General features: G+C 66.5%; 12 protein-coding genes. 5 read left to right on the top strand and 7 right to left on the bottom strand.

Annotated elements, in window-relative coordinates:
- Positions 1–88: 88 nt before the first annotated feature.
- The gene (locus GWK18_RS07210; RefSeq protein ID WP_166834240.1) at positions 89–1,312 is read right to left on the bottom strand and encodes an IS110 family transposase; all 1,224 of its coding nucleotides are present in this window, start codon (positions 1,310–1,312) and stop codon (positions 89–91) included.
- 412 nt (positions 1,313–1,724) lie between these two features.
- Between GWK18_RS07210 and GWK18_RS13315 the strand changes: the two genes are divergently transcribed.
- Entirely contained in the window at positions 1,725–2,438 is a 714-nt protein-coding gene (locus GWK18_RS13315) for a transglycosylase family protein (RefSeq protein WP_280720440.1), read from the top strand.
- Positions 2,439–2,557: 119 nt separating this feature from the next.
- On the opposite strand, the gene GWK18_RS07220 is transcribed toward GWK18_RS13315, so the two are convergent.
- Entirely contained in the window at positions 2,558–3,400 is an 843-nt protein-coding gene (locus GWK18_RS07220; protein WP_166834242.1) for a CoA ester lyase, read from the bottom strand.
- A gap of 265 nt (positions 3,401–3,665) precedes the next feature.
- On the opposite strand from GWK18_RS07220, the gene GWK18_RS07225 reads away from it, so the two are divergent.
- On the top strand, positions 3,666–4,607 hold the full coding sequence (locus GWK18_RS07225) for a hypothetical protein (protein ID WP_123826112.1): 942 nt from the start codon (positions 3,666–3,668) through the stop codon (positions 4,605–4,607).
- A gap of 94 nt (positions 4,608–4,701) precedes the next feature.
- Here GWK18_RS07225 and GWK18_RS07230 read toward each other — a convergent pair whose 3' ends face one another.
- Positions 4,702–5,229: a DinB family protein gene (locus tag GWK18_RS07230; protein ID WP_166834244.1), complete on the bottom strand. Its 528-nt coding sequence runs from the start codon at positions 5,227–5,229 to the stop codon at positions 4,702–4,704.
- Positions 5,230–5,323: 94 nt separating this feature from the next.
- Here GWK18_RS07230 and GWK18_RS07235 point away from each other — a divergent pair, with 94 nt between their 5' ends.
- Complete coding sequence (locus GWK18_RS07235) at positions 5,324–5,701, top strand: hypothetical protein (protein ID WP_166834246.1); 378 nt, start codon at positions 5,324–5,326, stop codon at positions 5,699–5,701.
- A 43-nt stretch (positions 5,702–5,744) separates the two neighbouring features.
- Here GWK18_RS07235 and GWK18_RS07240 read toward each other — a convergent pair whose 3' ends face one another.
- Together GWK18_RS07240 and GWK18_RS07245 are read right to left on the bottom strand one after the other, a co-directional pair.
- Positions 5,745–6,359: a TetR/AcrR family transcriptional regulator gene (locus GWK18_RS07240; RefSeq protein ID WP_166834248.1), complete on the bottom strand. Its 615-nt coding sequence runs from the start codon at positions 6,357–6,359 to the stop codon at positions 5,745–5,747.
- Positions 6,360–6,428: 69 nt separating this feature from the next.
- Positions 6,429–7,304 carry a hypothetical protein gene (locus GWK18_RS07245; protein WP_166834250.1) on the bottom strand — a complete coding sequence of 292 codons (876 nt, stop codon included), beginning with the start codon at positions 7,302–7,304 and terminating at the stop codon, positions 6,429–6,431.
- A 346-nt stretch (positions 7,305–7,650) separates the two neighbouring features.
- On the opposite strand from GWK18_RS07245, the gene GWK18_RS07250 reads away from it, so the two are divergent.
- Complete coding sequence (locus tag GWK18_RS07250; RefSeq protein ID WP_166834236.1) at positions 7,651–9,078, top strand: hypothetical protein; 1,428 nt, start codon at positions 7,651–7,653, stop codon at positions 9,076–9,078.
- Between the two features lie 112 nt (positions 9,079–9,190).
- Here GWK18_RS07250 and GWK18_RS07255 read toward each other — a convergent pair whose 3' ends face one another.
- Positions 9,191–10,114 carry a BadF/BadG/BcrA/BcrD ATPase family protein gene (locus GWK18_RS07255; protein ID WP_166834252.1) on the bottom strand — a complete coding sequence of 308 codons (924 nt, stop codon included), beginning with the start codon at positions 10,112–10,114 and terminating at the stop codon, positions 9,191–9,193.
- 514 nt (positions 10,115–10,628) lie between these two features.
- Between GWK18_RS07255 and GWK18_RS07260 the strand changes: the two genes are divergently transcribed.
- Positions 10,629–11,036, top strand: coding sequence for a S4 domain-containing protein (locus GWK18_RS07260; protein WP_166834254.1), 408 nt, complete (start codon positions 10,629–10,631; stop codon positions 11,034–11,036).
- A 19-nt stretch (positions 11,037–11,055) separates the two neighbouring features.
- On the opposite strand, the gene GWK18_RS07265 is transcribed toward GWK18_RS07260, so the two are convergent.
- Positions 11,056–12,465, bottom strand: coding sequence for a hypothetical protein (locus GWK18_RS07265; protein ID WP_166834256.1), 1,410 nt, complete (start codon positions 12,463–12,465; stop codon positions 11,056–11,058).
- Positions 12,466–12,624: the final 159 nt, after the last annotated feature.

Raw genomic sequence — 12,624 nt, forward strand, 5'->3', positions numbered from 1 at the left:
ATGCCGAGGACCGGCCGGTCAGCACCCTCCCATCCTGATGGACGGACGAGCTGGGAAGAAGGTAACGGGGGTGTCCCTATGTTCTGAGTCAAGCCACGAGAGCGGTCGACTCAGGTGAGGGATTGGTGGTTGGCGGCTGGTAGTAGGTGCCGTTTCGCAGCATCGCGAAGATGACGTTGCAGCGTCGGCGCGCCAGGCAGATCACCGCGGCGTTATGGCGTTTGCCTTCAGCGCGCTTGCGATCGTAGTAGGTCTTCGAGATCGGATCGGAGTGCGAGGCGATCCAGGCTGAGTAGAACAGCGCGTTCTTCAACCGCTTGTTGCCTGCTCTGGCGGGGAACTCACCACGGATCGAGGTCCCAGACCTGCGCGTGACTGGTGCGATTCCGGCATAGGCCGCCAGATGTCCGGCTGTCTCGAACGCGGTGCCGTCACCGATCGCCAGGAGGATCTGCGCGGCGGTCTTGATGCCGATCCCCGGCATACTCATCAAGACCGAGGCGAGAGGGAAGTCCTCCAGCATGGCCTCGACTTCCTGGGCCACGGTCGCTCGCTGAGCCTTGAGCTCCTTGACCTGGCCAGCGACTCTCGGGATCACCAGCTCCACCGCCGCAGTCGCGGGAACGACCACGGTCTGCTCGCTCAGCGCGGTGAAGACCCGATCTATCAGGGCCTCGGGATCGCGGCGTGAGTGCGTGTGGGCGAACCGCAGCACACGGGCCCGCCCAGCCGCCTTGAGCCCGGTGGGCCCGCCGAACTTCTCCAGCAAGTCCAGCACCAACCCGGTGGCCAGCGTGCCGCCAGTGAAGACGCGCTCGAGAGCCGGATGGATCTGCGTGAGCAAGGACCGGATCCGATTCAGCGCCCGCGTGGTCTCATGCGCCAGATCCTCATCGAATCCGGCAAGGACCTTCAGCGCAGCCAGGACGTCGCTGTCACGGTCCACGGCCCGCAGCGTATAGGGCATGGTCCGGGCGGTGTCGGCGATGATGAACGCGTCCCTGGCATCGGTCTTCGACCTGCCGGGATAGAGATCGGCGGCTTTGCGCATCGCCAGACCAGGCAGATACGCAACCTCGCAGCCGACATCACGAGCGACAGCGATCGGCAGGGCACCGATGGTGTTGGGCTGATCCACGACCATCAACACAGCCCCATAGGCCTGCAGAGCGCTGAACAGCTCGCGCAGCTGGGCCTCGTCCTGTGGTAGGGCCTTGTCGAAGAGTCTGGTCCCGGCCGGGTCGAGAGCACAGGCGTGATGCCCGGTCTTCCCGACATCGAGACCGATCACGACGGCGAATCCAGAGGTCATGATGTCGTCCTCCTTGAACGCATCACTACTGGTCGCAGTCTTGACACCCGATGCCGGCACCCACGTTACGAAGAGACCTCAGGGCGTCCTGGGCCGTGTCCCTATCAGCGGTCAACGCGTGTCTCTCGACCGGGCGGCAACACCCCCCAGACCATCTATGGCAGGGCAACACAGCCATACCCGGTCGAGCGACCAGACCCCGTCCATCGGGGTGCTCACAAGGTAACGGGGCTGTTCCTGTCGGCGCGACATGTCCTGGACATGTCAAAGACACGGAGGGGCCGAAAGGTTGTCGTCGTTCCTGCGGCCCACGTGGTCGCGACGACAGGTGCCGTTGCCACGAGACAGCATTCGAGGATGCGGCACCCGACAGAAGTACACCACTGATGTACACCGAAGAACTGGAGAAGACATGACCACCATGACCACGCCCATGACCCGCCGTCGCGCCCTGCTCCGCCGGGGAGCGGTCGGCCTGGGTGGCGCAGCCCTGGTGCTCGGCGCGGGCTTCGCTGCCGCACCCGCGCAGGCTGCAGACACGGGTGTCTCCACCCTGGAACAGATCAAGAGCTGCGAATCCGGCGGGAACTACTCGGCAGTGAACGCATCCTCGGGTGCTTCGGGGGCCTACCAGTTCCTGGATTCCACGTGGCAGTCCCTGTCCGCTTCCGCCGGGTACTCCACCGCGGCAAGTGCCCCGGAATCCGTGCAGGATGCGGCCGCCCTGGAGCTCTACAACGCTCAGGGCACCAGCCCGTGGGCGGCTTCCGAGTCCTGCTGGGCCGGCGCTTCGGGAGAATCGACCTCGAGCACGACTTCGGGCGCCGATTCCACCACTGCCTCCACCGCCGAGTCCTCCACTGCGTCGACTGACTCCTCGCAGACCTCTGTCACGGTCCAGGACGTCGCGACCACCGAGACGGCCGGGGCCTCCTCGGAGCAGGCTTCGACCACGCCTTCCGCGCCGGCTGAGGCTCCCGCGACCGGTGCCGTTCAGCAGCCGATCCAGGGTGCGCCTGCCGAGCAGGCCGTCGTTGCCGGTGAATTCGGGCAGGCTGCTCCAGCGCAGCCCGCCGCCGGTGCACCGGCGGGTGACGCTCAGGTCCCCGCAGGCGCTGCCTGCTGACCTTTCGCCGCGGTCGGTCCTGATTCATCCGATCAGGCCAGGCCGCCCGGAAGAATCCGATCCCCGTGGGAGCTGTCGAGGTTGCTCCCACGGGGATCGTCCATGTCCGCGGTCGGCGGTCAGTCCTGCCCGTGGTCCAGAATGGCCCGCGCCCGGGCGACCACCGGGGCCTCGACCATGGAACCGTCCACCGACGTCGCGCCGTCCTCCGCGTGGATGACGGAACGGGCCCACTCGATCTCGTCGGCCGTGGGTTCGAAGGCTTGGGTCACGGCCGGGACCTGGTCCGGGTGGATGCAGGCCTTGCCCGTGAATCCGTCCTCCTTGGCCAGACGGGCTGCGACCTGCACCGGACGGAGGTCCCGGAACTGCGGGGTGGGGGAGTCAAGGGGGCCTGCCAGCCCCAGCGCTCGTGACACGGTCACCAGTCGCGCGCGGGCCGCGTCCATGGTTCGTGAGTCCAGTGTGCAGCCGAGATCCTGTGCCAGGTCCAAGGTGCCGGTCGCGAACCGGATCAGGCCGTCCTCGGCCGCCAGGTCCTCCAGGCGCAGGAGTCCGGCCGCGGATTCGATGGTCCCGACGATGCCCTGGATCTGCGGCAAGGTGCTTCGTACGGCCCGGATCTGAGACGGCTCTTCGAGCTTGGGCACGACGACGGCGTCCAGCAGCCCGAGGTCGCCGATCCCCGCGAGCATCCGAAGATCCTCGCTCCCTGCCTGCGTGCGGGGGGAATTGACGCGAACTCCCACGGGGGCGGACAGAGCGCCCACCTCGCTGTTGCCCGTGAGCAACTCCGCGAGGTTCTCACGCGCCTGGCTTTTGTCCTGGAGGGCAACCGCGTCCTCGAGGTCGACGATCACCACCTGCGCTCCCGAGCTCTGGGCCTTGAGCACCCTGTCCGGGCGGCTGGCCGGGGCGAACAGTGCGGTTCGAGCGGTGCTCAACAGGGGCGTCGTCGTCATGGCCCAAGCCTAGAAGCTTCGAAGCCTGCTGGGCAGAGGCGGCGAGATGACGGGAGAAACGCCCGTCATGTTCGCGAGTGCAAACCCTCCGCAAGGATCCGTAAAACTGCTCTGACTTGATGATTTGCTATCGCATTACAGAATATGACGCCACGTGCGTTTGCAATTGGAAACACATGGTGCTTCACTATGAGTGTGCCGGTGATCAAGGGCACACATACCGACCAAGAAGTCCCATCTGTTCCTTCTCCTCAAGGAGGTCGTCATGACCACGAAATACTCCCTTCGAACCCCGTTGTCCGTCGGCATTCTGGCCGTGACGGCAGCCTTCGGCCTCGCGGGATGCGTCCCCACCGGCGGCGGTGGCGGTGGCGAAGAGTCGCCGGCTGCACAGACCGAGCAGGCGCAGGAAGAGACCTCGGAGCCCACGCAGGCCGAAACCGAGGAGTCCACCCCCTCGGAAGAGGCCTCCGAGGAGTCGAGCCCCTCGGAGGAGCCCAGCGAGGATTCCTCCGACGACTCCTCGCCAAGCGGTGACAAGACCGTGTCGTCCGGGTCGGAGGACGGAGACTCCTCCGCCAGCGGCTCGGAGATCGACACCACCGAACTCGAGGGTGAGCCCATCGAGACCGTCGAGGGCAAGGGCGGTGACACCGTCGAGGTGCCGGAGCACGACGGCCCGATCGTGGTCGTCCTGGAGAACACCTCCGACAGCGAGTACTCGTACCTATACGGGACCGCCGATCACGGCGCGGTGTTGAGTGGTGTGGATTCAGGGCGGACCTCGGTCAACTTCGTGGACCCGTACGACCCCTACGACCAGACCAACACCAAGTCCTTCGAGATGGAAGGTGAGTCGGACGAGACGTTCACGATGAGCTTCTACGAGGTCGACGCCATTCCGACCGCTGGGCCGGGCGACACGATCACGGGTGACGGTTTCGGCGTCGTGCATTGGGACGGTGACGAGGACGTCACCGTGAAGGCCAGCCATGAGGGTGAGGGCAACTTCATCGTCCACGGTGAGGACACCGAAGAGGGTGGCGGCGGCACGCAGTACACCTTCAACGAGATCGGTGCCGGTTATGGATACCTCGACATCGATACCGGCGAGTACTACATCGTTGTCGAAGCCGATGGCGAGTGGACCTTCGAGCCTTCCTCGCCTGAAGAGGCTGACGCCGACTCGGCAAGCCCCTCCGCCTGATCCCGGCTCCGTGGTGAGATCGTCGCACCGCTGATCGAGAAGACCCCGTCACCGATGCCGGTGGCGGGGTCTTCCCGTGGGCGTGGGTGCGCCGTCAGTACGGGGCCTTCCAGTCGGCGTCCACGAGTGAACGGGCGTAGGCGGCCTGGCCCATGTGCTGGGCGGCGTCGTCGATCGTGCTCACCAGGCGCGTACCGCGGGTGACCGGAGGCTCCCAGGTGTGATCGATGACCTCGTCCAGGTCCTCGTCGGACAACGTGCGAACGTAATCGACGGTGGCCTGGACGGTCGCGTCGAGGTAGTCGGCCAGTGCGGCGATGTCGCCTGCGCGGAAGGCTGCAACCCCCTCGGCTGATTCACCGAACCCCATCCAGCGCGAGTCCCGGTCCACGCCCGTTCGTTCGGCCCACTTCCCGGTGTCCCACACCTGCGCGGTGCCGGCCAATTCCGCGACCTGAACGTCTTGTTGCCGGGCGGCGTGCCAGATCAGCCATGCAATGGAGTTCTGGCGATCCGCCGGGCGTTCGTGCGCTGCCTCGGGCGGGAGACCCTCGGTCACCATTCGGGCGACCTCGGGTGCCCTCTGCGCGGCATCGATCAGGATTGTGAGTGCGGCAGTCATGTGCAACCAGCCTTTGCCAATGAGAATTTACTATGGTGAAATCAGAGTGGCAGGGGTCAAAGTGGCCCCCGACCTTCCTCACAAGGATGCAGCCATGAGAATCCTCGCTTCCAACCTAGGCATTCGCTCCCGCAGCACACAACGGCTCGACGCTGCCGCGCATTGGCACCGCATTCCTGTCCTGGAATCCTCTCCTCGAGGGTTGCTGGGTGTGGCGGCTGCACTGCTGCTCCTGTCCGGGCTGTGGGCAACCGCCGGACCCGCCCAAGCCGCGGCCGGGGTCGTGCCCGGACGGCAGCTCCCGGCCTTGAGCGTGGCTCCCGAAGCAGGGTTGAAACTGCGCGGGTGGATCGCCGATCCATGGCCGTGGCAAGCGCTCGCCGAAGGGGCAGGGCCACTGGGCGTGAGCACCACCTGGTGCACGCAAGTGGACTCCACGTGTCGGGTCCGGCAACACCGCGAGATTCTCTAGCCGCGGCGCTGCTGTTCGTCGGGGTTGCGGTGGGTGCGTGCCGTCAGTTCGTCAGGAAGCCCGACCACTGGTGGGCCAGGGCGTCCAGGAATGCTTCCTCTTCCGGGACGGCATCGTGCAGGACGATCGAGGAAATGCAGCGCTCGGTGCTGAGAATCAGCACGACCAGATGAGCGCGCCGAGTGGCCCGTACATCCGGCGGGAGTGGGGACCCCTCACGGGTCCGATGAACGGTGCGGAATCCGTCGGCTGTTCGTCGGCACAGTTCCACACGATGTCGGTGGACGTCGCTGTCCTCGCTGGTGGCCTGTTCCACGGCGTCCAGTTCGGTCGGGTGAACGCGCCACAGGGCCACCAGTCGGTCGAGCCAAGCGCGGCACGACGAGGGGGAGTGGTCCCCGAGGGTGTCCAGCTCGAGATAGATCTGGTCCAGCTCCGGTCGCAGGGTGGGCATCCACTCCAGAACGATTTCCGGCTTGGAATGGAAATACAGGTACAAATTCGCCCGACTGGCTCCTGCTGCTGCCGCGACCTGGGACATGGAGGTGGCCCCGTAGCCGTGTTCTCTGAACAAGGTGACGCCAGCGTCGACAAAACGCTGGCGGGTCTCCTCGGCCCGGGAGACAGGTCCGGGCACGGCCGTGGTTTGGGCAGTCATGAGACCAACATACCGAGTGTGAAACAACTCACATACACTCATCGGTCTAACGCTGGTTGAACACCGGACTCAGATCAGGAGGCCGAGCAGGATCAGAACGGCAACCAGGACCAGCGCAGTGATGCCCCAGTTGCGCAGGACGTTCTTCTCGTCCGCCCGTTGGGCTTCGGACATCGGACCGTCCAGCAGCGCGCGCGGGTCGTAGGCGCGGTGAGGGCCGGGGCCCGGAGGTTCCTGGTCGTTGTCGGAGGATTCTCCCCACCGGGGATCCTCGAATTGGGCCGGTGCCTGTGCGGGCCGAGGCTCCGTGTTGCCTTCCAGCAGGTTGGCGAGAGCGTCCTCGTCCCGGCTGGACCATTCCTGGGGTTCTGCCTCGGGGGAGTGATCAGGGTGCCGTCGTTCCTGGGCCGCTCGATCCGCCCTGTGCAGGGCATCGGTCAGGTCCGTCAACTGGCGACGCCGGTCGGCGTCCAGGTCCTGGCGGCCGGAGAGCTGTGTCGCCCGTTGGGACACCTTCCGGTATATGGCGGCGTCGTCGTCCACGGCCAGACGTGCCGCGGCCTCGGCCGCGGCGACCGGTGGCTGCAGGGGCGACGGTGACGAAGCCCAGGTCAAGAGCGACACGATGAGGTGCTCGCCCAGAGCCCCTCTGGCGGTGTCCTCCAGCTCCGGTGCCCACTCGAGTCCCAGAACCTCTCCGTCCGTGGCCTCGTCCTGGGTCACCGATTCCACGCCCGAACGGTCGTCGAATCGCGCGGCGAGGATCACGGCGGCGGCCACCTTGTCCGCAACAGTGTTGCCCTTGCCCGTGGCAATCTTTTCCAGCGTTGCCTTGGCGTGGTCACCGCCTGCTTGAAGAGCAGCGGTCAACCGGTCCGGGTCAGCGGTCAAGCTCGAGGGTCGGCGAAGGGCATCGCCGTCGGCCGTGGGAATTGCATCGGCCACGTGAATCACCTTTTCGGTCTGTGGTCGTCTGCGCTCCGGAGTACGTCATCTTTGAACTCCGGTTCACGCGATGAACCGAGCCTACGCTTCCCGCGTGGTCTGCTCCCAGCATGCTCGGACGTACCTCCGGGCGGGCGGAGTCAGAGACATCGGTGCAACGTCATAGAACGTCCCGGGGTTGGAAATCTGTTGCAACTACAGTGAAGTGTTACTGATACAGTTCGCCACCGCTCCGGCCACGGCGAGCACGTGTCCGGTCACGGCGCACCCTCCCTGGTACCTCCTCAGGGCGCCGGCTTCATTAGGCCGACCCAGATGTTCGATCCACACGTCATGAGGAGCGCCCATGGCTCGCACCTTCAATCCGCCCCCCAACTGGCCGAAGCCTCCCGAAGGCTGGGAGCCTCCTGCCGGTTGGCAGCCCGACCCCGCATGGGGCCCTGCGCCCGAGGGCTGGGAACTCTGGACCGACGACGACCAGGAGTCGTCCACCGGATCCGACACCCCCTCTGAAAGTGCAGAACCGGGCGCCGATGCCTCCAAGGACGGCGCCACCGGCGCAGGAGCCGCCACTGCCACCGGAGTGGGCGCAGCGGGGGGAGCCGCTGCGGGGCACGCCGCCCCCAGCTTCGGCGGACAGGACGCCGGAACCGGAACCAGCCGCATGCCGCAGTACCAGGGTGGCCACGAAGGCCCCACCGCCCAGAGTTCCACGCGCGGACCGGAGGCAACACTCCATGACACCCACGGGGGCCAGTACCCGGGTGGTCAGACGACGCAGTACGAGGCGCAGGGTGGCGCACCCCAGTACCAGCCGGCTGGTGGCTTCGGCAACTATCCGCCCAACGGCGGAGGTTCAGGCTCCACGGGCGGCTCCGGCCGGTCCAAACTGCCCTGGATCCTGGGCGGCGTGATCGCGCTGCTTCTGGTGGTGCTGTTGATCCTGGTGCTCGCACTGAGCGGCATCTTCCGTGGTGACGACACGGACACGACGGGCGACGACCAGTCCCAGGCACAGTCCTCCGAAGAGGTCTCGCCGGGCGCCATGAGCACGGCCGATGCCTCCGGCACGTCCGCGGAGGACGATCCTTCGGTGTCCGACGAGGCGACCGAGCTGAACGTCGAGCCCGAGAACGCCACGGAGGTCAAGAACCCGGGTGAGCCCGTGGCCACTTTCACCGAGAAGGACAAGAACATCGAGATCCCTCGCCCCGACGGGGATGACGCTCCGCAACTCATCTCCGTGGAGTCCACGGGAGACGAGTACTCCTACGTGACCTTCGACGCCGAATACAAGGACGGTTCGGAGGCCTTCGTGACCGGTGCAAGCGGCTCCGAGGTCACCTACCAGTTGCTCAACACCTACTCCTTCGAGCGCGGGAACCCGGTCACCAAGATTGAGCCCACCGAGGACGACGCCAAGTTCGAGATCAAGGTCTACAGCCTGGACGACTTGCAGACCGTGGATGGTGGCAACATCAAGGGCGATGGCAACGCGGTCTTCATGGTCGACGTCGCCGACGGCAGCACCTGGTACAAGATGAGCCACAACGGGTCCTCGAACTTCATCGTCTATGCCTCGATCGACTACGAAGACGGCACCTACGGTGACCAGGAACTGGCCGCCAATGAAATCGGCCGTCAGGTGGTCTACACGGAATACGGTGAAGGTAAGTGGTTGGTGTCCGTCGATGCCGATGGCAAATGGGGCTTCGAGGAGTCCACGGAGGACATGGCCAGAGAGGCCGCGGTCGCCGACATCATGGACGACTGACGCAGGTAGCTTTCTGACCTGATGCTCCAAGGCGGAGGCCGCGAATCAACGGATTCGCGGCCTCAGCCTTGTCTCGACACACCGTCAGGGAGCGCCTGTGTCGGCCCCTGGGTCAGCCGTTGGGCGCATGGTCTGCGAGGTGCAGGGTGCCCATGACGGGCGCGACGTCCAGAACGTGCACGCCTTCGATGCCCCTTGCTCCCGCCCGGGTCACGAACCTGTCCCGAACCGTCCCCGAGTGCTGGATCAGACCGCCTCCGGCCACCACGGGCCCTGTCAGGTCGAGGGACTGGCAGACCCGTTGGGTCATGGTCAGCAGCTGATCTGCCGCCGCAGTCAGGAGTTCGACAGCGGCTTGGCTGCCCTGACCGGCGGAGCGATCCACGACGGTGGCCAATTCCGACCACCCCGTCCTGTCGGGGTGGGTGTGGAAGTCGGCGATCAGGTCGGCCCGTGTTTCGAGTCCCCGCGCTTGGAGCACGGCCAGGTCCAGTTCGTCCGCTTCCTCCTGGCGGTCCGCCCGCTCCAAGGCACGACGAACGGCCTCACGAGCCACCCACCAACTGCTGCCTTCATCCCCCAGGAGGTGGCCCCAGCCACCGGCCCGTGCTTCCCGCCCGGTCGCAGCACTGCCCCATGCCACGGAACCCGTGCCTGCGATGACGGAGACACCGACGTCGAGCCCGTGCGCTGCGAGGATCAGGCGGCTGTCATGGACCACGTGAATCAGGTCCGTGCTCACTTCCGGTGCCGCGGAGTGGATCATCTCGCGCAGACGGTCCTGGTCGGCCAAGGTGTCCACTCCACCGGAGCCCGCAATCACGGACACCGAATCCTGGGGACCGGTGGTGCCCATCCCCAACTCGGCGAGCACGGCGCGGATCTCGCCGCGGGCCTGCTCCGTGGATACGTTCTGTAGATTGGCGCTGCCGACCTTGGCCTCCCGCAGGACGCGCCAGCCGTCCTGAGCCCGCTGGGCCCGGATCCCGTGCGTCGAGGTTCCTCCGATGTCCAGCCCGAAGACTGTGGTGGGCATGAGCGGTCGTCCTTGTCCTTGAGGTTCGGTGTTGTCGAGGGGTGTCCGGCGATCACACAAAAACCCCGCAGTGTCGCGAACACTGCGGGGTTTTCAATTCTGTCGATCCTACTGCGAGTTCGGCATCTGCCACCGTGCTTTTCATTCAATGGTTAGTGCCTGCTTCACGCTCTGCGCCACCGGCTTGTTGATGTCCCGTTCGGTTCTGACGGGTCCGAATCGTCATCCTTGTGGCGGTCGTGGAATGCTCCGGCCTGTTAGCTCACGGCTCCTGCAACCTTGCCCGCATCGGTCTCGCTTGGTGTCCGCATCTCCATCCGAACTCCTTTCGCTCGACAACTTGTACCCGTAATGTACGTCCGACCCCCGGGGTGGGCAAGGCCACTGTGGGGGTGGAGGGCAATTGTTGCCATGCGCCCTTCCCGCGTCTGGATTCCTCGACGAATTCAGCCTCGAATGCGGCGCTGACCAGTGTGTTCGTGGCGTCATGTGCTCCGGTGAGAGCATGACGACCATGGGAAGCCCACCTACCTCGAATGCCGCCGGTGCCCAATCCGGTGCTCCGCAGAGCGTGCGGCTGGATTCCTGGCTCTGGTCCGTGCGTGTGTTCAAGACCAGGGCGGCGGCCACAACGGCCTGCCGCGCCGGGCACGTGCGTCTCAACGGCGCCCCTGTCAAGGCCTCACAGGCCGTGCGGGTGGGTGACACCGTCGTCGTGCGTCGCCCCGGATGGCAGCAGGAGCTCGTGGTCCGGCGCCTCATTCTCAAGCGGGTCGGTGCCCCCGTGGCCAGGGAGTGCTACGAGGACCGTTCGGAACCTCCGCCCCCGCAGATTCGGGCTGCCGTCGGGCGACGAGAACCCGGCTCGGGGCGCCCCACCAAGAAGGAGAGGCGCAAGCTCGACGAATTGCGTGGGTACTGACGGGCGGTACTCGGTGCCGTCAATCGTTCTTGCGCCGTTTCAGGACGTACCCGAAGATCGACGACGCCTCGTCGCTGCGCTCGTAGATCTGCCGCTCCGCCTCGGTCTTGGACGGTGCACCCGTCCGTCGCGCGTTCCGGCCCCCGTCCGGATCGGGCTCGCGGATCGTGGGGTCGGCGGTGACCCGTTCTCCGAAGTAGTCCTTCAACCCACGGCCGCGGCCCCGACCCGGGCGTCCGCTGTCAACGGGGGCGCCGTTTCCGCGCGACGTGCGTTCCGGGCGTGAATCGTCGGCCGTTTCCTGGCCGTACTTGCGCATGCGGGCCTGCTTGGCCCGCTCGGCCGAACGGTCCACCAGGACCACCTGTGAAGGTTCGTCCCCGTTGTCACGGGCGGCCTTGCGGCGTCTCAGCAGTGGAGGACGAACCGCGGAGGTTTCGGCCTCCCGTGACGCCCCTTCCTCGCCGGAACTCGCAAGGCTGGGGACGCGCCCCTCGGGCTGCACGGTGGTGCCGGAATCACCGCGGGACGGTGCCGGATCGCGGTAGAGGGGGATTGGCGCCGTCGGGTCCTCCGCACCGTCGGAGAAGTACTCGTCGAGCGGTTGGGTGGCTTCGACGGTGACGTCGTTGCCAGCAGGACGCGTTCGGGCGGGTCCGTCATCGGCCATGGCGCGGCGAAGTTCTTGCTCACGTTGGTACGGGTCGGTCCTGCGCGGGTGGACGTACCCGTCGTCGTCATCCCAGGCCTCGTCGGCCGTGACGACGACGCCCGTGCTCGCGCGCATCGGCCTCTGGTCGCGGGGCGCCGTGGGTTGCGTGCCGCGGAGACCGCGATCGGCGCGGAAGTCCCGGAGGGCGCCCCACGCGCGGGTTGCCCGCCAGCCGATCCAGGCCAAGGTCAGGAGCAGGATCAGGGCGGCCGCTCCGTACCCCGTGGCCAACCAGATCATCAATCCAACGGTGGTGAGCGCCCCGAGGGCAAGTGGTGCCAGCGTCACGGGGGTCTGTACGGGGATCCACCCGAGCGTCTTGGCGGAGACCGCTCCCAGTCGCCCACCGGGCCGGGGCCGCCAGTTCCGGATTCGTACGCCGCGCAGTATGTCGTCGAATTCCCCCGGGTCCCAGGACGCCGCTCCGTGGGAGAGCAGCAGGCGGTCGGACGCGGTGACGGCGGCCAGGACCAGGTGGAGGCCGATGGAAAGGGCTCCCACGGGGAGGCCGACGGCCAGCCAGACGGCCAGGACCCGCGGGACCATGGCGGTTCGTCTGGCGTCGTACACGGTGAAGTCCAGCAGCCCCCAGGCCAGGTAGAGCAGGCCCGCCCCGAAAAGGATCAGAGACAGTCCGTTGACCACGGCGCGAATGCGCAAAGGGGGCCAGGACGGCAGGGTGCCGTGCTGGACACGGCCCCGGACTGAGCGGGCCATCGGCTCCTCCTGGGGCCTGTAACGGGGAAGTTCATCAGTCAGGCTAGCAACCGGGTGCCGGGGCGTTAGCGTGGGCCACGGGCCGCGCCGGTGGTTCCCCGCCTGAAGAGGGCCGACAGTACGAGGAAGTGACCGTTTGAAGCGTTCTGGATCGCCTGA

Source organism: Kocuria sp. JC486, assembly GCF_011602805.1.
Lineage (GTDB): Bacteria > Actinomycetota > Actinomycetes > Actinomycetales > Micrococcaceae > Kocuria > Kocuria soli.